The 23,410-nt window shown below is 71.1% G+C and carries 23 protein-coding genes and 1 pseudogene; 14 read left to right on the forward strand and 10 right to left on the reverse strand.

Annotation, left to right across the window (positions count from 1 at the left end; genetic code table 11):
* Nucleotides 1–57: 57 nt before the first annotated feature.
* Nucleotides 58–1,080: a non-homologous end-joining DNA ligase gene (gene ligD, locus ABRP24_RS12330; protein ID WP_349848463.1), complete on the reverse strand. Its 1,023-nt coding sequence runs from the start codon at nt 1,078–1,080 to the stop codon at nt 58–60.
* A gap of 153 nt (nt 1,081–1,233) precedes the next feature.
* Between ligD and ABRP24_RS12335 the strand changes: the two genes are divergently transcribed.
* The 3 genes from ABRP24_RS12335 to ABRP24_RS12345 are packed head-to-tail and all read left to right on the forward strand — an operon-like array spanning nt 1,234 to nt 3,890.
* A complete protein-coding gene (locus ABRP24_RS12335) occupies nt 1,234–2,070 on the forward strand; it encodes a DUF429 domain-containing protein (protein WP_349848465.1) in 837 nt (278 codons plus the stop codon).
* A 9-nt stretch (nt 2,071–2,079) separates the two neighbouring features.
* Entirely contained in the window at nt 2,080–3,282 is a 1,203-nt protein-coding gene (locus tag ABRP24_RS12340) for a glycosyltransferase (protein ID WP_349848467.1), read from the forward strand.
* A complete protein-coding gene (locus tag ABRP24_RS12345; RefSeq protein WP_349848469.1) occupies nt 3,279–3,890 on the forward strand; it encodes a uracil-DNA glycosylase in 612 nt (203 codons plus the stop codon). The genes ABRP24_RS12340 and ABRP24_RS12345 overlap by 4 nt, the downstream gene beginning before the upstream one ends.
* Before the next feature lie 51 nt (nt 3,891–3,941).
* Here ABRP24_RS12345 and ABRP24_RS12350 read toward each other — a convergent pair whose 3' ends face one another.
* Entirely contained in the window at nt 3,942–4,370 is a 429-nt protein-coding gene (locus ABRP24_RS12350; protein ID WP_349848471.1) for a hypothetical protein, read from the reverse strand.
* Nucleotides 4,371–4,467: 97 nt separating this feature from the next.
* Here ABRP24_RS12350 and ABRP24_RS12355 point away from each other — a divergent pair, with 97 nt between their 5' ends.
* The gene (locus ABRP24_RS12355; RefSeq protein WP_027465189.1) at nt 4,468–5,922 is read left to right on the forward strand and encodes an APC family permease; all 1,455 of its coding nucleotides are present in this window, start codon (nt 4,468–4,470) and stop codon (nt 5,920–5,922) included.
* Between the two features lie 355 nt (nt 5,923–6,277).
* Nucleotides 6,278–6,898, forward strand: coding sequence for a hypothetical protein (locus ABRP24_RS12360; protein WP_051596669.1), 621 nt, complete (start codon nt 6,278–6,280; stop codon nt 6,896–6,898).
* A gap of 4 nt (nt 6,899–6,902) precedes the next feature.
* Here ABRP24_RS12360 and ABRP24_RS12365 read toward each other — a convergent pair whose 3' ends face one another.
* The 3 genes and pseudogenes from ABRP24_RS12365 to ABRP24_RS12375 all read right to left on the reverse strand — a co-directional run bounded on the left by ABRP24_RS12365 (nt 6,903) and on the right by ABRP24_RS12375 (nt 8,260).
* The gene (locus tag ABRP24_RS12365; protein WP_027465188.1) at nt 6,903–7,337 is read right to left on the reverse strand and encodes a hypothetical protein; all 435 of its coding nucleotides are present in this window, start codon (nt 7,335–7,337) and stop codon (nt 6,903–6,905) included.
* A 96-nt stretch (nt 7,338–7,433) separates the two neighbouring features.
* Nucleotides 7,434–7,913: pseudogene (locus tag ABRP24_RS12370) on the reverse strand (DUF6264 family protein); the annotation flags it as partial.
* Nucleotides 7,880–8,260, reverse strand: a complete 381-nt coding sequence (locus ABRP24_RS12375) for a membrane protein (protein ID WP_027465186.1) — start codon at nt 8,258–8,260, stop codon at nt 7,880–7,882. The gene ABRP24_RS12375 and the pseudogene ABRP24_RS12370, both read right to left, overlap by 34 nt.
* 90 nt (nt 8,261–8,350) lie before the next feature.
* Between ABRP24_RS12375 and ABRP24_RS12380 the strand changes: the two genes are divergently transcribed.
* Nucleotides 8,351–8,683, forward strand: a complete 333-nt coding sequence (locus ABRP24_RS12380; RefSeq protein ID WP_035808197.1) for a hypothetical protein — start codon at nt 8,351–8,353, stop codon at nt 8,681–8,683.
* A gap of 93 nt (nt 8,684–8,776) precedes the next feature.
* Here the strand turns inward: ABRP24_RS12380 and ABRP24_RS12385 are convergent, their stop codons facing one another.
* Entirely contained in the window at nt 8,777–9,277 is a 501-nt protein-coding gene (locus tag ABRP24_RS12385; protein WP_031259408.1) for a DUF427 domain-containing protein, read from the reverse strand.
* Between the two features lie 218 nt (nt 9,278–9,495).
* On the opposite strand from ABRP24_RS12385, the gene ABRP24_RS12390 reads away from it, so the two are divergent.
* A complete protein-coding gene (locus tag ABRP24_RS12390) occupies nt 9,496–10,929 on the forward strand; it encodes an amino acid permease (protein ID WP_349848475.1) in 1,434 nt (477 codons plus the stop codon).
* A gap of 139 nt (nt 10,930–11,068) precedes the next feature.
* Nucleotides 11,069–12,052, forward strand: a complete 984-nt coding sequence (locus ABRP24_RS12395; protein WP_051596667.1) for a matrixin family metalloprotease — start codon at nt 11,069–11,071, stop codon at nt 12,050–12,052.
* A gap of 157 nt (nt 12,053–12,209) precedes the next feature.
* Here ABRP24_RS12395 and ABRP24_RS12400 read toward each other — a convergent pair whose 3' ends face one another.
* Together ABRP24_RS12400 and ABRP24_RS12405 are read right to left on the reverse strand one after the other, a co-directional pair.
* Nucleotides 12,210–13,154, reverse strand: coding sequence for a D-alanyl-D-alanine carboxypeptidase family protein (locus ABRP24_RS12400; RefSeq protein ID WP_301603321.1), 945 nt, complete (start codon nt 13,152–13,154; stop codon nt 12,210–12,212).
* 115 nt (nt 13,155–13,269) lie between these two features.
* A complete protein-coding gene (locus ABRP24_RS12405) occupies nt 13,270–14,271 on the reverse strand; it encodes an AraC family transcriptional regulator (RefSeq protein WP_071247206.1) in 1,002 nt (333 codons plus the stop codon).
* 436 nt (nt 14,272–14,707) lie between these two features.
* On the opposite strand from ABRP24_RS12405, the gene ABRP24_RS12410 reads away from it, so the two are divergent.
* Nucleotides 14,708–18,148 carry a DEAD/DEAH box helicase gene (locus tag ABRP24_RS12410; protein WP_349848477.1) on the forward strand — a complete coding sequence of 1,147 codons (3,441 nt, stop codon included), beginning with the start codon at nt 14,708–14,710 and terminating at the stop codon, nt 18,146–18,148.
* Between the two features lie 112 nt (nt 18,149–18,260).
* A complete protein-coding gene (locus ABRP24_RS12415; protein ID WP_301566594.1) occupies nt 18,261–19,052 on the forward strand; it encodes an HNH endonuclease family protein in 792 nt (263 codons plus the stop codon).
* Nucleotides 19,053–19,079: 27 nt separating this feature from the next.
* Here ABRP24_RS12415 and ABRP24_RS12420 read toward each other — a convergent pair whose 3' ends face one another.
* Complete coding sequence (locus ABRP24_RS12420; protein WP_027465179.1) at nt 19,080–19,814, reverse strand: hypothetical protein; 735 nt, start codon at nt 19,812–19,814, stop codon at nt 19,080–19,082.
* 141 nt (nt 19,815–19,955) lie between these two features.
* On the opposite strand from ABRP24_RS12420, the gene ABRP24_RS12425 reads away from it, so the two are divergent.
* The 4 genes from ABRP24_RS12425 to ABRP24_RS12440 all read left to right on the forward strand — a co-directional run bounded on the left by ABRP24_RS12425 (nt 19,956) and on the right by ABRP24_RS12440 (nt 23,088).
* Nucleotides 19,956–20,621: a GPP34 family phosphoprotein gene (locus ABRP24_RS12425; protein WP_349848480.1), complete on the forward strand. Its 666-nt coding sequence runs from the start codon at nt 19,956–19,958 to the stop codon at nt 20,619–20,621.
* A gap of 157 nt (nt 20,622–20,778) precedes the next feature.
* Nucleotides 20,779–21,582, forward strand: coding sequence for a glucose 1-dehydrogenase (locus ABRP24_RS12430; protein WP_349848482.1), 804 nt, complete (start codon nt 20,779–20,781; stop codon nt 21,580–21,582).
* 104 nt (nt 21,583–21,686) lie between these two features.
* Nucleotides 21,687–22,100, forward strand: a complete 414-nt coding sequence (locus ABRP24_RS12435; protein ID WP_349848484.1) for an SseB family protein — start codon at nt 21,687–21,689, stop codon at nt 22,098–22,100.
* Between the two features lie 283 nt (nt 22,101–22,383).
* Nucleotides 22,384–23,088 (forward strand): hypothetical protein, encoded by a 705-nt coding sequence (locus ABRP24_RS12440; protein ID WP_349848486.1) that lies wholly within the window; start codon nt 22,384–22,386, stop codon nt 23,086–23,088.
* A 1-nt stretch (nt 23,089) separates the two neighbouring features.
* Here ABRP24_RS12440 and ABRP24_RS12445 read toward each other — a convergent pair whose 3' ends face one another.
* On the reverse strand, nt 23,090–23,395 hold the full coding sequence (locus ABRP24_RS12445; protein WP_349848488.1) for a DUF4190 domain-containing protein: 306 nt from the start codon (nt 23,393–23,395) through the stop codon (nt 23,090–23,092).
* Nucleotides 23,396–23,410 lie beyond the last annotated feature (15 nt).

Below are 23,410 nucleotides of genomic sequence, written 5' to 3' on the forward strand. Positions count from 1 at the left end.
GCTCGGTTCGGTTCGACCCGGCTGGGCCCGGTTGCTCGGCCGCCCGGCCGCTCGGCCTCAGCTCGGCTTCTTCGCCCGTGAGGGCTGCACGCGCGGTGGCTCCCCGGGCATCTTCGGGAAGTCCGGCGGGAACGGCAGCTCACCCTCGCCGTTCGCCAGGTCCCGCTCCCACCACTCGAGCAGCGGTGCGATGCTGCCCGGCTGCTCCCCCATCGACTCCCACGGGTCGCCGGTGGTGCGCAGCCGCTCCGGCACCGTCCGGATCGTGAAGGTGGTCGGGTCGGCGGTTCGCAGTTCCTCCCACGCAATCGGCGTCGACACCGAGGCGTGCGCGAGGGCCCGGGGGCTGTAGGCACCGGCCATCGTGCGGTCGCGGTTCGCCTGGTTGAAGTCGACGAAGATCCGCTGCCCCCGCTCCTCCTTCCACCACGCCGTCGTGACCCGGTCGGGCATCCGTCGTTCGAGTTCGCGCGCCGCGGCGATCACCGCGTGCCGCACCTCGAGGAACTCGTGCTCGGGGCGGATCGGCGCGAACACGTGCAGGCCGCGGTTGCCGCTCGTCTTGATCCAGGTGGTCAGGCCGACCTCGTCGAGGACCTTCCGCAGCTCCTCGGCCACCGGCACCGTGTCACCGAAGTCCGTGCCGGGCTGCGGGTCGAGGTCGATGCGGAGCTGGTCCGGGTGGTCGCTGTCCTCGGCACGAGAGGCCCACGGGTGGAACACCACCGTGTTCATCTGGGCGGCCCACACCGCCACGGCCGGCTCGTCGATCACGAGCTGCGGGTGCGACCGGGCACTCGGGTAGGTCACCGTCACGGAGCGGACGTAGTCGGGCGCCCCCTTCGGCGGGTTCTTCGAGAAGAACTGCTCGCCGTCGACACCGCCCGGGAACCGCTGCAGCGAGATCGGCCGGTCGCCGTTCGCCCGGACGAAGGCGTCGCCCACCGTGACGAGGTACTCCGCCAGGTCGAGCTTCGTGATGCCCGCCTCGGGCCAGAGCACCCGCGAGGGACTGCTGATCCGGACCTCGCGGTCACCGTCGGATCCGGGCACCCGCACCGTCGTCGCTTCGCTCGCCATGCAGCGGACCGTACACGCGTGCCGGCCGCCCGCCCGCAGCCGGGTGTGCGCCGCCGAGCTCTCGCAAGACACCGGTGTTCCCTGGTCGAACACGCGCACGCCGGTGTTCAGCGCGCGAACACCGGTGTCTTGCGGGCACGGCAGGATGGGCGGGTGAACGCGTACCTCGGCATCGACCTCGCGTGGGGGCTCGGCTCCGAGCGCAAGGCCGCGAACGAGACCGGGCTGGTCGCGATGGACCACGACGGCACGATCACCGACGCCGGGTGGGGTCGCGGGGTCGACGCCGTCACGGACTGGATCGCCGAGCACCTGGGGCCACGATCCCTGATCGCCGTGGACGCCTCGCTCGTCGTGACGAACCCCACGGGCATCCGCGAGTCCGAGCGGCAGGTCGGGCAGCGCTACGGCCGGTGGAAGGTCGCGGCGAACCCGACGAACCAGGCATCGGCGGCGAGCGCCGGCTCAGCGCTGCTCGACCGGCTGACCGCGCTGGGCGTGGGGTACGTCTCCGACACGGACTCGATGCGCCGACGCACCGGTCCGGCGATGTTCGAGTGCTACCCGTACACGACGCTGGTCGGGGTCGAGGAGCTGGGCTACGACGTGGAACGACCCCGGTACAAGCGGCTCGACCTCCGGATCCCCGCCGCCGAGGCACGCGCCCGTCGCGCCGAGGCCTTCGACGAGCTGGTCCGGCGGCTGCGTGAGACCCCGCTCGACCCGCCGCTGCTGCTCGACTCCCACCCGCTGACGCAGCGGCTCGCCGATCCGTCGGTGCTGCACGGTCCGACGCACAAGCACCGCGAGGACCTGCTCGACGGGGCGCTGTGCGCGTGGACGGCGGCGTTCTGGGAGCGACACGGCGACCAGCGCGTGCAGATCCTGGGAGGTGATCCGGGCCTCCCCACCGACCCGCTGGACGAGGCGGGCCGCCGGCCCGTCGTGGTGGCACCCGCACGCCCGTCGCAGCGGAGGCCGCGCGGCTAGGGTTGAGCGGTGAGCACGACGACCGAACCCCTGCACATCGGGCTGGTGTCGCTGCACACCTCCCCCGGAGACGAACCCGGTTCGGGCGAGGTCGGCGGCATGAACGTCGTCGTCCGGCACCAGGCCGAGGCGCTGGCCGACCGGGGCCACCACGTGGACATCATCACGCGCCGTTCCGCTCCGACGCAGCCGGACTCGGTGTCGCTCGTGCCGGGCGTGTGCCTGCGGTTCCTGTCCGCGGGGCCGGCCGAGCCGGTGCCGAAGGGTGAGCACGACGCGTTCATCGAACCGTTCCGTCACGAGCTCCAGCAGCTCGGGCCGTTCGACGTCCTGCACTCGCACCACTGGTTCTCCGGTGCCGCCGCGCTGCCCGTCGCCCGCGAGCGCGGCATCCCCCACGTGCAGTCGTTCCACTCCATCGCCGCCGACCCGGCCACGCCGCTGTCCGAGGGCGAACGCCCCGAGTCGGCCGGCCGCATCGCCGGCGAGGAACTGCTGGCTCGCGAGTCGGACGCCGTCGTCGTGGTGTCCGAGGCCGAGGCGTCGACCGTGCGCACCCGGCTCGGCGGCGACGACGCCCGCATCTGGATCGTGCCGCCGGGGGTCGACGGGTCCGTCTTCCGGCCCGCGGCGGTCGGTGCGCGCCGCGCCGCCACCCCCTACGTGGTCGCGGCGGCGCGCGTGCAACCGCTCAAGGGCCTGGACCTGGCGATCGAGGCGATCGCGGACATCAGCCTGGAGGCCCGCCCCACGTTGGTCATCGCGGGCGACGTCTCGAGTGAGGCGGGCGACTACGTGGACGAACTGCGTCGGCTCGCCGACGCGCGGGGCATCGCCGACCACGTCACCTTCGTCGGGCCGCAGTCGCGTGCCGACCTGGCGTTCCTGTTCCGTGGCGCGGCAGCCGTGCTCGTGCCGTCCCACTCCGAGACGTACGGGCTCGTCGCGCTCGAGGGCTCCGCTTCCGGGGTGCCGGTCGTGGCCGCGGCTGCCGGGGGTCTGCGTGAGGCCGTGGTCGACGGGGAGACGGGCGTCGTGCTCGAATCCCGCGACCCGCAGGCGTGGGCGGACGAGATCGAGCGGATCCTGACGGATGCGCCGTACGCCGCCGGCCTCGCCGCTGCGGGCCGGGAGCACGCGGAGCGCCTGAGCTGGGAGCGGTCGGCCGCGGGGCTCGAGGACGTCTACCGCCGGGTGCTCGGGCGATCGTGAGCGGGACGGGTGGTCGGTTCGCCGCGTTCTGGGCGGCGCTCGACACCGTGCCCGTCGAGTCGGACGCCGAGGCGCTCTACGACGTCGGATCGGCCGAGGGACGGCTGCGGCGCGCGAACCTGACGCGGTACCTTGAGCAGTCCGGGGCGGGGGCCGACACGTTGCTCGTGGCCGAGGCCCCGGGGTGGCGCGGCATGACGAACACGGGTGTGCCGTTCACGAGCATGCGCGAGCTCGCGCCCGGGTACTCGGTGCCACCGGAGCCGACGGCACCGTGGGAGGCCTCGTCCCGCGTCGTGCACGCCGCGCTGGAGAGCTGGCGCGGTGCGCTCCCGGTCGCGTGGGCGATCTTCCCGCACCACCCCTTCGTGGCACCGGACCGGCTGACGAACCGGACGCCACGGCCCGCCGAGGTCCGCTCGGGCGCACCCGTCGCGCTCGCGCTGCTCGAGGCCCTCGGCGGTGCGGACCGGGTCCGGGTGGTCGCGGTCGGTCGGAAGGCGCAGGGAGCGCTCGCCCTGGCCGGCATCGAGGCGATCGCCGTGCGGCACCCGGCGCAGGGCGGCGCGAAGCAGTTCACCGAGCAGCTGCGGGCGCTGGACCGCTAGCCAGCTGTTCGATCGCGTGGGCGTCCCGGTCGCATCCTGGTCGCGTCCCGCTCAGGCGGAGCGGACCTCGACGCCCTTGGCCGCGAGCCGTTCTACGACGTGGGCGGGCAGTGGTGCGGCGGCGTACACGGTACGGAGCTCCGGCAGGTCGAGCAGGTCGTCCCAGTTCTGCGGGTCGAAGCGGTCGTCCGAGCCGTCCCAGCCGGGGTGGACGTCCCGCAGCACCTCGAGGTCGGAGTTCACCGTGATCTCGGTGACGAGCGACAGGTGCGACGGCAGCAGGTCGAGGTCGTCGTAGTACTCGCGCGCCCGGTCGTCCTGCCCGTCGACGTCGAGGTCCTCGTCGGTCTCGTCCTCGGCGTCCGGGTCGTAGGGGTCGAGGACGTCCAGGTCGTAGCAGAGGACGTCGAGCACCAGGAGCTTCGCGTTGAAGTCCGCGAACTCGATGGGCTCCTCGGTGGTGTTCGACAGCTGGTCCATGGCCGGAGCGTATCCGTCGCCGAGCGACCGTGTTGCGATCGCGAGAAACCTTCCTGTGGGACTGGACAGAAAGGCGTCTCGCGCGCAAGGGTGACGCATGGCCACCACCAAGACGGACCGCCCACAGCAGGAGCAGCACGAGCTCCGCCGGGTCATCGGTCCCAAGCTCCTGCTGCTCTTCATCGTCGGCGACATCCTCGGCACGGGTGTCTACGCGCTCACCGGCCAGGTCGCGGCCGAGGTCGGCGGGGCAGCGTGGCTCCCCTTCCTCATCGCGTTCGCGGTCGCGCTGCTGACGGCGTTCTCGTACCTCGAACTCGTGACGAAGTACCCGCAGACCGCCGGTGCCGCCCTCTACGTGCACAAGGCATTCGGCATCCACTTCGTCACCTTCATCGTGACGTTCATCGTGATGTGTTCCGGGATCACGTCGGCGTCGACGGCATCGCGGGCGTTCGCGGCGAACCTCGGCGCCGGGTTCGGCATCGAGCTGCCGAACGGCGTGGTGATGCTCATCGCGATGGGCTTCATGCTCGCGGTGATGTTCATCAACTTCCGCGGGGTGAGCGAGAGCGTCAAGACGAACGTCGTGCTGACGCTGGTCGAGCTGTCCGGTCTCGTCATGGTGATCCTGATCGGGTTCTGGGCGATCGCGGGCGGCAACGCGGACTTCTCGCGGGTCGTGATGTTCGAGACGCCGGAGGACAAGTCCCTGCTGCTGTCGATCAGCACCGCGACGTCGCTGGCGTTCTTCGCGATGGTCGGGTTCGAGGACTCGGTCAACATGGCCGAGGAGACCAAGGACCCATCGCGCATCTTCCCGAAGATCATGCTCACCGGCCTCGGCATCACCGCCGTGATCTACGTGCTCGTGTCGATCTGCGCCGTGGCCGTCGTGCCGATCGGTGAGCTTGCCGGCAACGAGACCCCGCTCGTGACCGTCGTGCAGACCGCCGCGCCGGACTTCCCGATCGCCGACCTGCTGCCCTTCATCTCGATGTTCGCCGTCGCCAACACGGCCCTGATCAACATGATGATGGCGTCGCGCCTGCTCTACGGCATGAGCAAGCAGGGCGTGCTGCCGGGCTTCCTGTCCCGCATCTCCCCCGCCCGTCGCACCCCGTCGACCGCGATCGTCTTCACCACGCTCATCTCACTGCTGCTGATCGGGTGGGTCTCGCTCGACCCGGACTCCCCCATCGTCGTCGTCCTCGGTGGCACCACCTCGCTGTTGCTGCTGACGGTGTTCGCCGTCGTCAACGTGACCGTGCTCGTGCTGCGCCGCGACAAGGTCGACCACAAGCACTTCCGAGCCGGCGTCGTCATCCCGGTCATCGGCATCGTCACGTGCCTGTGGCTCGTCATGCCGTTCTCGTCCGGCCGCGACCCGCAGCAGTACCAGATCGCCGGCGCGCTTCTGGCCCTGGGCGTGCTGCTCTGGGTCCTGACCTGGTTCACGCACGGACGGAAGCAAGCCGAGAAGGCCCCGACCGGACTCGTGACGGAGCCGACGAAGGTGCAGCGCCCGCCGCACGACCACCGCGACGTCTGATGGACGCGACGAGCGTCATCTGGACCGTCGTCGTCGTGGTGATCGCCGCACTGTCCCTGTCCGCCGGAGGCTGGCGCCTTCGTCGGAGTCGACGGGACGACCGACGCGACCGGTGACCGCCGCGCACGGATGACCCGTGACGGTTCTGGTTCGCGAAGCCTGCGCTTCGTGAACCAGAACCGTCACTCGTTGCCGGGAACGCACCTGCCCCGTGGCGAGCAACCGACGGCGAACCCAGAACCGCGGAGCGCGGAGCGGGCGATCACGGCGGGCCGCCGCACGCTTCCCAGGAGGCGCCCGTACGCTCGTGCTGCTCTTCCTGCTCCGCCCGCCCAGCCCGTCGAGAGGTCCCGTCATGCGCCGTGTCGGCATCACACTCGCCTCGGTGTTCGGCGCCGGGATCGTGGCGGTCGGCATCGGTGTGGTCGTCCTCGTCGTGATCGCGGTCAACTCGCTCGCCGGCATCGCGAAGTCGAGCGCCGCCACCCCGACTCCCGCCTGCCCGGCCGTCGCCTCGAAGACGATCGGCGGGATGGTCGTGCCGGCCGGACCCGTCGGTGGCTTCTGCCAGGACCGCCTGGTGAACGCCGCACACGTGATCGAAGCCGCCCAGGCGCTCGGCATCGGCCCGCACACGCAGGCCGTCGGGGTGATGACCGCGATCGGCGAGTCGAGCCTGGTGAACCTGGACCACGGCGACGCCGCGGGCCCGGACAGCCGTGGCCTGTTCCAGCAGCGCGACAACGGCGCCTGGGGCACCTACGAGCAGCGGATGGACCCCTACACGGCCGCGTCGATGTTCTACGCGAAGCTGGTGAAGGTGCCCGGCTGGAAGACGATGAGCCCGACGCAGATGGCGCACGCGGTGCAGATCAACTCGGACCCGGACCACTACGCGAAGTCGTGGCCGCAGGCGAAGGCGATCGTCGAGGAGCTCACCGGCCAGGACGTGCCGGACGCCGCTCCCCAGGGCTGACCACTCACGAGGCCACCGGCTGCGTGTCCTCGTCGAACTCGACGATCGCGGCTCCGCCGGAGTGCACGACGACCTGGGCGCGGAGCCGGATCGAGTGCTCGTCGAGGGCGCACGCACAGGCGTCGACCCACTCCCAGTCCACCGGGTAGAGCCGGTCGGCGTCAGGGCGCTCCCACACGAGCACGACGTCGACGGCGCCGAGCTGCGCCACGATGTCCGCGATCAGGGCCGCGAAGTCGTCGACGTGTTCGTCCGGGGAGTACGGCAGATCGGCGATCGGCAGCAGGAACGGGATCGACATCCCACGGTCGTCGAGGAACAGCACCCAGCACTGCCGGCGCAGCGGTCGTTCGACGACGGCTTCGACGAGTCGGACGACGTCGTCGTCGGTGCGGACGGGTTCACGGATCAGGCGGTCGAGCATCTCGGTGTCAGGCATGGCTCCAGCGTGTCGGTCCGACCGCCGCCACCGAGGCGCGCGTCGGCTTCTGTGGAGAGACGCCCGACACTCCCCCACCTGTGGAGGAAGAAGCGCCTAGATGCCGTGCGTGACCGAACTGTCGACGAGCAAGAGCGAGGCGAAGAACACCGCGACGATCGCCGCCATGCCGACGAGCACCACCGGCCAGGTCAGCCGACGTCGCACGAGCCGCAGCACGCAGACCGCGATCGTCGCGACCAGGACGGCCGCCACGATGATCGGCCCCACGACGACGACCGAGTCACCCAGCGTCTCGTTGCACGTGTTGCCCGGCGCCCCGCACGACACGAACGCGAGCGACATCAGCCGGATCCCCCACCCCGCTGCCAACGCGCCGACCGTCAGCACGACGAGCAGGGCGGTGGAGGCGACCAGGTCCGCGACGCGGCTGCGACCGGCCAGGGGGTGGCGGGCCTCCCGACCGAAGCGTGACGGGCCGGACCCGAGCGGATCCGGATCCGCGCCGCGGGCCGGACCGCTCTGCCGCGCGGGCGCGCCCATCAGGAGCGCCGGCCGCGCGTCGACCAGAGGGCAAGCGCGATGAGGACGGGCTGACCGAACAGGCGGACGAAGCGCTTCTCGTCGCTGTCCAGGCCGAAGGCGTCGCGACGGTTCACCCACTGCGACAGGTTGCCGGGGAAGATGACCGTGAAGAACAGGGCCGCGACCGAGCCGACGAAGCGGCGGGCCGGCTTCGGAGCCAGGACCAGGGCCGAGCCGAGCGTGATCTCCGCGACCCCGGACGCGAGCACCGTCGTGTCGTCGTCCAGGGGGACGAAGTCGGGCACCTGCGCCGTGAACTCCTTGCGCGCGAAGGTGAGGTGGCTCGTGCCCGCGACGACGAGGGCCAGGCCGAGCAGGACGCGGAAGAAGGAACGCATGCCTCCATGGTGCCCGTTCCCGCGATCGGGTGCCCGCGATGCGCGACCTGGACGTGCTCGAAGCGAGGTTCACTCGCTAACATGCGGTCCATGGGAGCAGTTGCTCGTGACCACGAACCGCCGGCAGCCCCGGCGACCTTCGCGGTGCTGCTCGGACCGGTCGCGTTCTACCTCGGCATCATCGTGCCCGCGCAGTCCACCGTGCGGCACGTGCTGCTCGGTGCGGTGTTCGGGCTCGTGTGCGTGCTGAGCGGCTGGCGGGCGATCCGGATCGCCGGGCGTCGCCGCGCGGTGCAGGTGTGGTCGTGGATCGGCATCGTGATCGGGACCGCCGGGCTCGTCATGCTCGTCTGGCAGGTGCTCGTGATCGTGACCGGGGGCGCGTTCCCGCCGCCGTTCTGGTCGCCGTACGCGAACCGCTGACGCGGTGCGGCCGGGAGGCCCGGGGCGGTCCCGCCCCGCCGCGCACGACTCCGGTCGGTCCGGATCAGGGCCGCCCCGCCTGACGACGCCGGGTCACCAGCCGAGCGTGCCGGGCGCGCCCTTGAACGGTCCGACGATGTCCGCCGTGATCCAGCCGCCGTAGAAGTCGCCGTCCTGGGCCTGGACCCGTTCGCCGCCGACCTCGCACGAGTCCATCGCGGACGGATAGATCGCCACGCGTTCCCGCAGCGACTCGTAGCCGGGCACGGGCGTCGGGTAGTTCCAGGCGGCACGGCTCGCGACCGTCCCGTCGCCGCCGACGACGTCGAAGTAGCGCGCCAGGCCCTTGAACTCGCACATGCTCGAACCGGACGCCTTCACGAGCGCGCCCTCGGCGAGGTCCGCCATCGGTAGGTAGTAGACCGGCGGGTGCGAGGTCTCGAGCACACGGACGGCGTCGGTCGTGTCGGCGACGACCGTGCCGCCCAGGCGGACGACGACGCGGGCGGTGACCCGCTCGACGGCGGGTGGGCGGGGGTAGTCCCAGACGGACTCCTGGCCGGGGCCGGGCTCGGTCCTCTTCGGGTGGCGCATGCTCCAGGTCTACGCCCGGTGCCTGCGGTGCAGCCGCGTGCGTGCCTCGCGCCCCCGACCTTTCGCGCTGAGCGACAGTTCACGGGCTCGGCGGCGCGAGAAGTGTCGTCCAGCGCGAAACTCCGCCCGGCCCCACCGCCGCGCACGCGCGCAACCAGCCGCCGGAACGCCCGCAGCCCGCCCGTGCGCACGACCGCCTCCGGGTGCACCATGGGCGGGTGACGACGACGACACGCACCCTGTTCCGACGGAAGCCCATCGACACGATCGATGACGAGGCCGGGGGCGAGGGCGGCCTGAAACGGCACCTCGGTCTGTGGCAGCTCACCGCGATCGGCATCGGCGGCATCATCGGTGCCGGCATCTTCACCCTCGCCGGCACCGTCGCGAACGGCGTCGCAGGCCCCGCGGTGCTGATCAGCTTCCTGGTCGCCGGGGTCGCGAGCGCCGCCGCAGCCCTGTCGTACGCCGAGTTCGCGGGGCTCATCCCGAAGGCCGGCAGCGCGTACACGTACGGCTACGCGGTGCTCGGCGAGATCGTCGGGTGGTTCATCGGCTGGGACCTGCTGCTCGAGTACACGGCGATCGTGGCGGTGGTCGCGATCGGCATCTCCGGCTACGTGGGGTTCCTGGTCGGCCAGTTCGGCATCGACCTGCCCGCGTGGATGCTCGGCGCCCCGGGCACCGGTGACGGGCACGTGATCGACGTCTTCGCGATCGCGTTGTGCCTGCTCACCGCGTTCGTGCTGACGCGCGGCATCCGCAGCGCCGCACGGTTCGAGTTCGTCGCCGTCGGCATCAAGGTGGCGCTCGTCGTGCTCATCGTCGTGCTCGGCGTGTTCCACATCAACAGTGCGAACTACTCCCCGTACTTCCCGTTCGGCTTCGGCGGTGTGATGACCGGTGCCGCGACCGTGTTCTTCGCCGTGTTCGGCTACGACGCCATGTCCACCGCGGCCGAGGAGTCCACCGATGCCCGCAAGCACATGCCGAAGGCGATCCTGCTGTCCCTCGGCATCTCGATGGTGCTGTACGTCCTGGCGACGCTCGTGCTCACGGGGATGCAGAAGTACACCGACATCGACCCGGCGTCGGGCTTCTCGTCGGCGTTCGCGTCGGTCGGGCTCGGTGGTGTCGCCAACGTCACCGCGATCGGTGCCATCGTCGGCATCGTCACGGTGCTCGTGACGTTCATGCTCGGAGCCTCGCGCGTCTGGTTCTCGATGAGCCGCGACGGCCTGATGCCGAAGTGGTTCGCGAAGACCGACCCCAAGCGGCACGTGCCGACCCGGGTGACCTGGATCCTCGGCATCGCGTCGGCGATCCTGGCCGGGGTGCTGCCGATCGGTGTCGTCGCCGAGCTCACGAACATCGGCATCCTGCTCGCGTTCGTGGTGGTGTGCTCGGCCGTGGTGGTGCTGCGCTACCGGCAGCCCGACCTGGACCGCCAGTTCCGGCTGCCGTTCATGCCGGTCATCCCGATCATCGGCGTCATCGCGTCGCTGTGGCTCGTCACGTTCCTGCAGTGGGAGACCTGGGTGCGGTTCGCGATCTGGTTCGCGATCGGGCTCGGTGTGTACTTCGGGTACTCACGACGCCACAGCAAGTTGGCGACGGGCGGAGTGACCGGCGGTAAGCCCCTGCGCGACTGAGCACCCGACGCCCGGGAGGACCTGCCGCGTGCTCGCTCGTGAACAACCGGGTGTCGGCACGTTGCGATTCGGTGACGCCTCTCGCTCCCCATCGCGGGAAGTGCCAGAGTTCGAGTGCTCACATAAGCGAAGGGGACTCATGTACCGCACACTCACTCTCGCCGTGCTCGGCACGGCGCTCGTCGTCGGCGCGGGGGTCGCCGCACCAGCAAACGCTTCCAGCGGGTGCACGGACGGCACCGTCACGTCGACCGATCTGGACGCAGGCTGCACCGTCGGCGCCGGCTCGACCGTGGTGGTCGACGGCCGGACGTTCGTCGTCCCCGCGGCCGGAACGGCCGTCAGGGTCGACAGCGTCAGCGCCGCGGGCGCACAGCCGGCGACCGACGTGACCGTCTTCAACACCGACGCCGGCGTCTCCGTGCAGGTCGGGAGCGACTGGCACGGCACGTCGCCGGCAAGGTCCTCAGCACAGCGTGCGACGCAGGGCGCTGCGCAGTCCAGCAGCGGGACCCAGGCGCCCGCCACCGCGCCCGGCACCTCGATCGGCGCTGCGTCCTGCGCTGGTGACTACAACCTCGCGGGCAACACCTGGAGGACGTCCGTCGAGTGGCGCTACAACGAGGCGAACAGCAAGGGGACGTACGCCTACGACGAGCTCAAGGCAGCGGCGAACAAGTGGGGCGGCAACATCTCGGCGTGCGGTGCGTCGGGGATCTCGGGGGCCCGGAACACTCCGCTGGGCGCGACCGGATCCGACCCGGCAGTGACCAGTGCGCTGTCCTGCTCTGCGCAGGACAACAAGAACGTGATCGGGTGGGGCAGCCTGCCGACCGGGACGCTCGCCGCGACCTGCACCTTCTACAACCTGAGCACGCTCGCCTCGACGGAGTCGGACCAGAAGTACTCGACGCGGTACGCGTGGAACTCCGTGCAGGCATCGTGCTCGGGCGATCGGTACGACGTCCGAGGGGTCGCGGTGCACGAGTGGGGCCACACCTTCGGTCTGGACCACGTCGACATCGCGACGCGTCTGGTCATGAAGCCGTCGTCGGACGTCTGCGAGCTGTCGCAGCGCTCCCTCGGCTACGGGGACTTCCTGGGCATCATCCAGGCCTACTGAGGCCGCCGGACCGATCCGACACAGTCGCGCCAACGCCCCACCGTCTCCTCGAACGAGGCGGTGGGGCGTTCCGCGTGCCCGGAGCACCACCGAACACACGCAGACGAGGGGCCTGCCGGATCGCCGGCAGGCCCCTCGTCCGTGCAGTGGTCGGTGGTCAGCGCTTGAGCTCGCTGACCAGGCCCGCGCGGTTCTTCTTCGCGACCGCGATGATGCCCTCGACGTTGCCGGCGGCCTGGATGGCGACCGGTTCGCCGTACTGCGCCGCGAGTGCAGCGCGCAGGTTGCCGAGCGAACCCGGGACGTTGTAGGCCGACTTCAGCTCGTTGAGGAAGTCGGTGTCGATCTCGACCGCCGTGAACTCGCCGACGAGCCAGGTGCGTCCGTTGTTGGTGATGAGCTTCATGTCTGTGTCTTCCTGTCGTTCGTTGACGGGCGGTGCTGGTTCTTCCGGCTGGTAGGAGCCGTCGTACTCGAAGTGCCACGGTTCACGGAAGTCGAAACCGTCGCCGACCGGCTGCCAGCCGAAGGTCGGGCCGTTGGCGTTCATCCACGCCTTCTCGGACGTGCCGTAGCTGTTGACCCCTCCGCTGAAGTCCACGGCCCGACCCAACCCGTGGATCGAGGTCCCGGGGTACGCCGCCTTGTTGAACCCGGGCTTCCCCTGGATGTACCCCTGGTAGAGGTATTCCTGGCGCGCGTAGTCCCGGTACCCCTCGGCCATCGTCATCGGCTTGTTGAGCGCGGCCTGGTAAGCCTTGCCCAGGGCGATGTAGGCCGTGGCGGCGCTCGCCAGCAGGTACTGCTTGCCCAGGTTGTTCGTCGATTCCGCCACGTAGGTCAGCTCGCTGACCGGGATCTTGCCGTTCGCGTACTCTTCGGCCGCTCTGGCCGAGAACGCGCGATCCCGCGTCGAGGTCGACTCGGGGTACGACGGGTATGTCAGGTTGGACGGCTCGACGGCGAACGCCCGGGACGTGCCACTGAGCGTCGCCGCGGTGACTGCTGCCGCGGCAGCGAAGAGCAGGACGGATCGTCTGCTCGTCTCCCCGAGGAAGACGGGATGGCCGTCGTCCTCGGTCGGACCGGATGGACTGCTCATGGAGCTCCCCTCAGGGGGTACGCCCCTCGCACCCCCTGAGCAGACTGTCAGTTCTACCCCGGAGCGAGGGACCCCCAGAACAAGGGGCGCTCACGCTGCCGCGACGAGCCGCCCCTCAGCGCCGCAACGTCTCCCGCGGGTACTCCCCGAAGCGGCTCGCGTACACCGACGCGAACCGCCCCATGTGCGCGAAGCCCCACCGCCGGGCGACGTCCGCCACAGAGGTCGCCTGCGGGTCGAGGATCCGCAGTTCCTCGTGCACGCGTCCGAGCCGCACCTCGCGCAGGTACGTCATCGGCGAGCGCTCGAACGCCCGCTGGAACGACTCCTGGATCCCCCGGATGCTCAGCCCCGCGGCCTGCGCGATGTCGGCGACGGTGAGCGGTTGGTGGGCGTGCGCCTGGATGAACTCGACCGCGGCGCGGAGTCGTCCGTCGCTGCGGGTGCCGTAGCCCGCGGGGAACCGCTCGGCCTGCAGCGGGTACATGCGGAACAGGGCGCGGGCGACGTCACGCTGCGCCTCGTGCCAGGCGAGGGACTCGTCGCCCTCCTCGCGCAGCGCACGGAGCGCGCCGGACACGGCGGTCCGCCACTGGCCCAGAGCTGCGGAGTCAGGCGTCGTCGTGGTGTCGAACGCCATGGTGCCGTCGACCAGGTGGTCCTCGGCGGCGACGTCGAGCACCAGGTCACGGCGCAGGTGCACCAGGCGCTGGTCCCAGTCCTGGTACTCCATCTCGAACCGGCGCTCGACGGGGAACAGTGTCGGGACGCCGGGCTGCATGCGGACCTCGTCGCGGCCGACGTCGACGCGGGCCTCGCCGCGTTCGAGCCACTGCACGACGACCTCGCCCTCGGTGGCGACGTCACCCCGCAGGTACCCGTGCATCTGGGAACGGCGGACACTCAGCCGTTCGTCACCGACACCGACGTACTTGAACCAGTAGTCCTGGTCGAGGGCTCGGGAGTACCAGGCCTTGCCCGCGTACATGCCGGCGAGCGAGCTGATGGCCTCGTCGGTGTCCTGACCGGCCACGGCGACGAGCGAACGCGGCGAGGTGGGGCGTGCAGCAGGATCGGAACCCGGAGCGGGCGCCTGCGACTCGGTCGTGTCGGTCATCGGAACACCTCTCTCTCCTGGAGCAGAGCGGTGTGGTCACCTCCGGGTGGACCCCGGCCTGCCCTCTCACGCTAGGGAGCAGCGGGTGGACGTACAACCGGGGCGCGCTCTGCGGCCTAACGGCCGGTCCAGCGAACCCAGCCGTGCACCTGAGCGGCCGCACTCTCGAAGGACGAGTGCCCGCCGGTCAACGAGTGGTCCGGGGAATCGACGGTGTACGTGTCGGTCCGGGTGATGTCGCACACGACCTCGGCGTCGATCCACCCGTTCCAGTGGTCGGCTGAGTCGCGTACCCACCGCAGTCGGTCCGGCATGAGGTTCCAATCGATTCCGTGGACCGCTGTCGTCGCGCTCCGCGTTGGACGGTAGTCCTGCCAGATGTCCGTCGCACAGGGTGGCGGCGGGGATCGTCGGTGGCGACTGGCACGATGGTCCCGTGCCTGCTGCCCCGATGATCGACGCCGTCGACGTCATCCGCTTCGTCGGGCCGCAGACCTTCGGCCGCGCACGCGACGTCGTCCGCGCCGGCCTGGTCGACGATGCTACCTGGCACGACGACGACGGCACGGTCACCGCGGTCGTGTCCGGCACCGCCGACGACCCGTACGAACTCCGCGTCGACACCACCCCGGCGCGCGGCGACTTCGTCCGCCCGGTCCGCAGCACCTGCAGCTGCCCGCTCGGCGGCGACTGCAAGCACGTCGCGGCCGCGCTCCTCACCATCAACGCCCGCGCCCTCGCCGCGAACGCCGGCCCACGTCCGGAAACGCCGGCTCCGCCGCCCTCGGACTGGAGGCACGACCTCGCCCGCCTCGCCGGTGACGACGAGCGGGCGCCCACCCCGCAGGGCACCCGGATGGGGCTGCAGTTCGAGTTGCGTGACGCGGTCCCCGCCAAGCTCGCCTCGCGAGCCCGTGCCGCCGGCCGCGCCCTGCCCGCGCCGTCCCGCGGCGTTCGGCTCGGGGTCCGGCCGGTGACCCGCAGCGACGCCGGCAACTGGGTGCGCGGGCAGCTGACCTGGGGCACGCTCCCCTACTCGCAGAACCGGCTCGGGGTCGGTGCCGAGCAGCACGCCTGGTTCCTGCAGCTCGCCGCCCTGCACCGCGCCGGGCAGCTGGCGGGGCTGCCGGGTGAGAGCGACTGGCTGCACCTCGACGACTTCCGGAGCCCCCTGCTCTGGCCGCTCCTGCAGCAGGCCGCGGCGCTCGACATCGCGTTCGTCACCGGCAAGCGCGAGGGCGGTGCGGTGCTCGGCACGCAGGCCCAGGTGCTGCTCGACGTCGCCCGGCACGACGACGCCGTGGTGATCGGCGCGAGTGCGGTGCTCGACGGCCGGCCCGTGGTACCCGGAGCAGCGCGGATGATCGGCGACCACGGCGTCTACGTGTTCCGCGAGAGCCCCGAGTTCACGGTCGCCGTCGCCCCGACCCCGGCGCCGGTGCCCGAGGACCAGCGGCGCATGCTCGTCGAGGGCTCCCGGATCACCGTGCCGACCGCCGAGGTCGACGAGTTCCTGGCCGACTGGTCACCCCGGTTGCGCGGCGCCCTCGGCCTGGTCAGCTCCGACGGCTCGGTGGAGCTGCCGGAGCGCACCCCGCCCGAGCTCGTGCTCACCGCGACGTTCGAGCCGGCCCGGGCGCCGCGCACCGACGACCGCGTGCACCTGCACTGGCGCTGGCACGTCGACGGGCGGAAGGACCCGGTGTCCCTGCACGGCCCGCTGCCCGACCTGTCCGGGCTCCGTGCCGCCGACGATCCGGCCGGCACCGACGTTCCTGCCAGTACCGATGACGCCTCCGTGGCGGACCCGGCCGCGGCGGTGCAGCCGACCACGTCGACGACGGCGGATGACGACGCGACGCAGGCCGGGCCTCCCGTCCGCCCTGCCGGACCCGGTGGCGCGCTGGACTGGTTCCAGGACGGCACCGTCGACGGGGCCGACGTCGCGGTGTTCGCGAACGAGTTCCTGCCCGAGCTGCCGTCGCTCGGCATCCGCACGGTCGTGCAGGGCGAGCGGCTCGACTACGAGCGGTTGAGCGGGCGGCCGCACATCCGCGTCACGACGATGCCGTCGGACAAGCACGACTGGTTCGACCTCGGCATCATCGTCAGCGTCAACGGCAAGCAGATCCCCTTCACGCCGCTGCTCACCGCGCTCGCGGGTCGGCAGCGACGGCTCAAGCTCGTCGACAACTCGTACCTGTCGCTGGCCGACCCCGCATTCGACCGGCTCAAGGAGCTCATCGACGAGGCCCGCGACCTGGACGAGTGGGAGCCCGACCAGCCGATCGCCGTCACGCCCCTGCACGCCGGGCTGTGGTCGGAGTTCGACCTGCTGGCCGACGAGACCTCGCACGACGAGCGGTGGCAGGCGATCGCCTCGGGGCTGCTCGGGGCGACTCCCCCGGGTGACGTCCCCGTGCCGGACACCGTGCACGCCGACCTGCGGCCGTACCAGCACGCCGGGTACGCATGGCTGTCGTTCCTGGTGACGCACGGCATCGGCGGGGTGCTCGCCGACGACATGGGGCTCGGCAAGACGCTGCAGGTGCTGGCGATGGTCGCCGCCCGTCGTGCCGCGGAGCCCGACGCGCCCCCGTTCCTGGTCGTCGCACCGACCTCGGTCGTCGGCAACTGGGCCGCCGAGGCCGCCAAGTTCGTGCCGTCGCTGCGGGTCGCGACGGTGACCTCGACGTCGCTGAAGGACCCGGGGCTCGTCGCCCGGACCGCCGCTGCGTCGGACATCGTCGTCACCTCGTACGCGCTGCTCCGGCTCGACGCCCGTGCCTGGACCGACCTGCCGTGGTCGGCGCTGGTGCTCGACGAGGCCCAGTTCGTGAAGAACCCGCAGTCCCAGACCCACCGTGTGGCCTCGGAGCTGCAGGCACCGGTGAAGTTCGCGATCACCGGCACGCCGCTCGAGAACGGCCTGACGGACCTGTGGGCACTGTTCCACATCGTCGCGCCCGGGCTGCTGTCCACCTGGACCCGGTTCGGCGACGACTACGTGAAGCCCCTCGCCTCCCCCGAGCTCCGCGGCGAGGCCCGACAGGAACTCACCGGGCGGCTCCGCCGACGGATCCGGCCGCTCATGCTCCGCCGCACCAAGGAAGCCGTCGCGGCCGACCTGCCCCCGAAGCAGGAGCAGGTCGTCCGGGTCACGCTCGACCCCGCGCACCGGGAGCTGTACGAGCGCACCCTGAACCGGGAGCGCCTGAAGGTCCTCGACCTGATCGACGACCTGTCGAAGAACCGGATGATCGTGTTCCGGTCGCTGACGCTGCTGCGGATGCTCGCGCTGTCGCCGGCGCTGGTGTCGTCCGGGTCGGCGTCAGCGGACTCGGACGTCACGTCGGGATCGACCCCGATCCCCTCGGCCAAGCTCGACCTGCTGCTCGACGAACTCGAACAGCTCGCGGCTGAGGGCCGTCGCGCCCTGGTGTTCAGCCAGTTCACCTCGTTCCTGCGGATGGTGTCAGACGCCCTCGACGCCCGCGGCATCGGCTACGAGTACCTCGACGGCTCCACCCGCAAGCGCCCGGAGGTCATCGAGCGCTTCCGGCAGGGCACCGCCCCGGCGTTCCTCATCTCGTTGAAGGCCGGCGGGTTCGGGCTCACCCTGACCGAGGCGGACACCGTGTTCGTGCTCGACCCGTGGTGGAACCCCGCCGCCGAGTCCCAGGCCGTCGACCGCACGCACCGCATCGGGCAGACCCGGTCGGTCAGCGTCCAACGGTTCATCGCCGAGGACACCATCGAGGAGAAGGTCCTCGCCCTCGCCGCCCGCAAGGCCGAGCTGTTCGCCACGATGATTGACGACGACGCCCTGTTCGCCGACGACCTGACGGCCGACGACATCCGCTCCCTGCTGACCTGAGCCGCTGCGCACACCGCCGCACCACCGTTCCACCCCGCACCACCGTTCCGCCCCGCACCACCGTTCCGCCCCGCACCACCGTTCCGCCCCGCACCACCTGGAGTCCCACCGCATGACGTCCCGCCGACGCCGCAGCCGCATCACCCTGACCTCCGTCCTCGTCGTCCTGGCCCTCGCCGTCGGCGGGTACGCGCTCGACGCGTCCGGCGTCCTCGGGCCGGACGCCGACGCGGCGGGCACGACCGGGGCGGGCGGTCCCACGGCCGGGGAGACGACCACCATCGGACCGCAGCAGGCGTCGTCGGGGGCGACCCCCGCCTCCAGTCCGACCGTCAGCCGCGGAACCGACGCCGACGCGGTCCGCGCACGCACCCAGCTCGCCGACCTGCCCGTCAAGGGCAAGGCAGCCGGCACCGGCTACGACCGCACCGGTGACTTCGGCAGCGCCTGGCTCGACGTCGACCACAACGGGTGCGACACCCGGAACGACGTCCTCGCCCGCGACCTCGCCGGCATCACCCGCGAGGGCCGCTGCAAGGTCCTCACGGGCACCCTCGTCTCGCCGTACACCGGTGCGACGGTGGACTTCGTGCGCGGCAACACGACGTCGACGCTCGTGCAGATCGACCACGTCGTCGCGCTCGAGAACGCTTGGCGCACCGGGGCCCAGCGGCTCACCGAGACCGACCGGCAGGCGCTGGCGAACGACCCGGTGAACCTGTTCGCCGTCGACGGCCGGTCCAACTCGCAGAAGGGCTCCGGCGACGCGGCGACCTGGCTCCCCGCGAACAAGGCGTTCCGCTGCACCTACATCGAGCACCAGGTCACGGTGAAGGCGAAGTACCGCCTGTGGGTGGCTCCGGCGGAGCGGGACGCGATGGTGCGGGTGCTGGACGCCTGCTGACGTCGGGCGGTCCGGCGCCGCTGGGTTTCAGCGCGGCCGGCGCGGGCGGTCTCCCCGGGCGTGACGAAGCACGCGCCCCTCACGCACCAGCCAGGTGATCGACAGGACGAGCAGCACGAGCGCGAGCCGGGCGAGCCAGAGGAGCGCGGGGTTCGCGGCGTCGCGGAACGGCAGGCCGGCGAGGACCCCCATGGCCTCGAGGAACCTCCCGGCCCGCCCGAGGTACCCGTGGTCGGTGCTCGGGACGGCGACGGTGACCGCGACGGCGAACACCAGGACGGACAGGAACACCGCCCCGGCCGACGCCGCGGTCCTGCTCGATCCCTTCGCGCCGATCAGAGCGCCGACCATCGACACGATCGGCAGCACGACGAACATGTCGACCAGCCAGGCCAGCAGCAACGCGATCGCGGACAGGAAGCCGAACACCAGCGAGAGGAACCACGCGCTCGGGTCGCCCTCGCGGATCGCGAGCACGCCGCCGAAAGGCAAGCCGAGCACGATGAGGACTAGGTCGAGCACCAGCAAGTCGAGGAACGAGCGGCGCGACTCCCGCGACGTCCGCTCCTGCGCGGACCGACGGTTCCGGGTCGCGATGTCGTTCAGCGGGTTGTAGCGCACGCCCACGACGAGCCCGGCGACGGTCATCGCCGCCACCACTCCGGTGATGCCGCGGCCCCAGTCCGGGTCGTGGGACAGCGTCAGCGCAGCCGTCTCCGCGACCGCAGCGAGCACCGGCGCCAGGGCGATCGCGAGCAGCACGCCGTGTCGTCGCGTCCCGTCCCACATCAAACCGCGCATGCCCACGGGACAGCACCTTATCCAGGCATCGAGCGGTCCGGTTCCGCTGGGTGTCGGCTCGGAGGCCCGGCGCACCTCCGCCCCGCGTGGCAGGCTGCGGGCATGGCTGAGCAACTCACGGTCCCACAGGCGTTCGCGCTCCTGCAGGTCGAGCCCGACGGACGCCGCGCTCTCGACGGTTCGACGCTCGACACGGGTCTCGCGGGAGCGGTCCTCGCCGACCTCGCGCTGCGCGGTGCCGTCTCGCTGCAGGACGGACTCGTCACCGTCGTGAACGGCGCCGTAACGGGCGACCCCGTGCTCGACGGCGTGGTCGGCTCCATCGCGGCGGCCGGTGCACCACGCAAGGCGAAGTGGTGGGTGAGCCGACTCGGCAAGCAGCGGCTGCGCGACGACGTGTTCGCCGGCCTCGTCGCCAGGGGCATCATCAGCGTCGAGCAGGGCAAGGTGCTCGGCCTCTTCCCCACCACGAAGCACCCGGAGCGGGACGGAGCCCCGGAGGCACTGCTGCGTTCCGGCATCGGGGACGTGCTGGCTGGCCGGGCAGGACCCACGCCGTTCTCCGCCGCGGTCATCGGCCTGCTCGACGCGACGAACACCCTGCGCAAGCAGTTCGGCGCCGTCGACAAGGACCTGGTGAAGGAGATCACCTCGGGCACCTGGGCGAGCCCGGCGGTGAAGGCCGTGCTCGAGGAGATCGAGGCCGCGACGATCGTCGTGATCATGGCTGCGACCATGGCAACGACGACGTCGATCGCGACGAGCTGAGGCCGGCAGCGTGATGGGGCGCCTGGACGCCTGCTGTCTCCACTCCTAAACGACAGGTGTAGTCTAGGCATCTCGATGCAGATGCATCGATCGGACTCGCTGCCCCACCGCGGACCCCGAGCCCTTCACCGTCGAAGACCTCAGGAGGCCTCCCACCATGCCCGAAACCACCACCGGCGCCACCCGCTTCGCCGACCGCGTCGTCCTCATCACCGGCGGCGGCTCCGGCCTCGGCCGCGCGACCGCCGTCCGCCTGGCCGCCGAGGGCGCTGCACTCTCCCTGGTCGACGTCTCCGAGCAGGGACTCGAGGCGACGAAGACCGCCGTGCTCGAGGCCACCCCGGACGCACAGGTCCTGACCACCGTCGCCGACGTGTCCGACGAGGCCAAGGTCGACGCCTACGTCGCCGCCACGACCGAGCGCTTCGGCCGCATCGACGGCTTCTTCAACAACGCCGGCATCGAGGGCAAGCAGAACCCCACCGAGTCGTTCACCGCCGCCGAGTTCGACAAGGTCGTCTCGATCAACCTGCGTGGTGTGTTCCTCGGGCTCGAGAAGGTGCTCAAGGTCATGCGTGAGCAGGGCTCCGGCATGGTCGTGAACACGGCGAGCGTCGGCGGCATCCGCGGCATCGGCAACCAGTCCGGGTACGCGGCAGCCAAGCACGGCGTCGTCGGCCTCACCCGCAACTCGGCCGTCGAGTACGGCCGCTACGGCATCCGCATCAACGCCATCGCCCCCGGGGCCATCTGGACACCCATGGTCGAGAACTCGATGAAGCAGCTCGACGCGGAGAACCCGCGCAAGGCCGCCGAGGAGTTCATCCAGGTCAACCCGACGAAGCGCTACGGCGAGGCCCCCGAGATCGCCGCTGTCGTCGCCTTCCTGCTGTCCGACGACGCGTCCTACGTCAACGCGACGGTCGTCCCGATCGACGGCGGGCAGTCGGCCGCGTACTGAGTCCGGCACCTCCGACGCCCGGCCCACGTCCGCGTGCGCCGGGCATCGGCCTGGAGGCGCGGCTCGGCCCCGCCGTGTCCGCCGACCGTGACAGCATGGTTGGCGTGAGTACCGATGAGACGAACGGATCAGCCTTCGGCCGAGGCGTCGACAAGGCCCCGCCGACCGCTGCTGCCGAACTCCGACGGAGGATGGCGGCCTCGCCCGCAGGCTTCCTGCGCAGCGCGGCGTGGGTCCCCTGGAAGGCGGCGGGTACCCCGGAGGCCGGCAGCGTCGCCCACGTCATGATCCGCGACAAGCCGTTCGTGCCCGTCTTCACTGACCCGGACGAACTCGCCGCCGGCCTGCCCGACGCCGAGGGGCGTCCGGTGCCGATGTCCGAGCTCGTGTCGGCCCTGCCCGAGGAGTTCGGCATCGTGGTCGACCCCACGAGTGCGGCCGAGGCGAACTTCCTGCACAGTGACGTCCTCGCCGAGATGCGGGCGCAGATGCAGGGCGGCGTCCCCGAAAGCTCGTGATCGTACCGGCCCGCAGTGTTCGGTCGTGGCCAGCCGGTCAACCGAGTTCTGGGGATCGCTCACGTCGGCGTCGCCCATCAAGATGGGTGCGTCGTACGGAGCGGACGGGGGAACGACGATGCCGTTGGGCGGGCCAGGACCACGAGATTGGTCCCCTCCGGAGTACTCGTCAGGACCCTCGCGAAGTGGTGCTCGGCGGCTGCCGACACTCCACGCACCATCACCGCTGCTGAACGCGAAGCCACGCAGGCGCACGAGGCCTTGGGCGTTCGCGACCCTCGCGATGCTGCTCGGCCTCGGCAGCGTGGTCATCGCACTCGTCGAGCCGCAACAGTCCGGGATCCAGACGGGCTTCATCGTCTCGACGATCGGCATCTCGGCGATCGTCTTCGGCGTGCAGGCGGTCAAGACCGCACGATGGGGCTCGGCCACTGCGCGGGCGTTCGGTCGCGGAGGTGCGATCCTCGGCAGCGTCGGGACGGCGCTCATGGCGTACGCGGTCATCGGGTCTGCTCTGGCGGGTACCGGTGTCCACCTGCCAGCACTCTCGCTCCCCCTCGATGGCCGGAGCACTGTCGTCGGGACGGTGGCGGTCCCGTTCCGCTCGGCGGTCGCTGTTCCGGTGGAGTCTGCTGTTCCGGCAGCGACGCCGGAACCTGCCGCGCCGCCGGCTCCGGCTCCGGCTCCGGCTCCGGCGACTGTCGAGACCGAGCGGTCGGCCGTCGTACACAGCGCCGGCACGCTCGCCTTCGTCATGGAGCAGAGGTTCGGCGCCGGTCCGTACCCGTCGACCCTGTCCGTGGGGATGACAGCGCCGGAACGGATCCTGCTGCCCGACGGCACCGGGCTCGCTGCCGTTCCTGACGGCGCACGCGTCCTGTACTCCGTCGCCCCGGACGGCACCGCGTGGTCCATCACGATCATCGGTGCCCAGTTCGGTGCGGTGGCGACCTACAGCTCGACCATCGGCACCGTCGAGTCGGGGTGAGTCACCAGGCAGTCCCGGCGCCGACGAAGATGCTGAGGAACGCCAGGCTCCCGAGGATCAATCCGGTCACGGCCATCCCCATGCCACGGGCACCACGGTTCGCCCGGATCACTCCGCAGATCCCGAACACGATCGCGAGCACATCGGGGACGAATCCGAGAAACAGTCCGATGAAGAAGGGGATCCACGTGACGAGGAAGCCCCAGATGCCGAGCACGAGGGCTGCGACGGCGAACCCGTTGCCCGATCGACGCGGGTACGGACCCGCAATCGGCTGGTACGGGTTCGGTGGCATCTGGTAACTCATCCGGAAATCCTACAT

The sequence above is a fragment of the Curtobacterium sp. WHRI 8282 genome, assembly GCF_040223925.2.
GTDB lineage: Bacteria > Actinomycetota > Actinomycetes > Actinomycetales > Microbacteriaceae > Curtobacterium > Curtobacterium flaccumfaciens.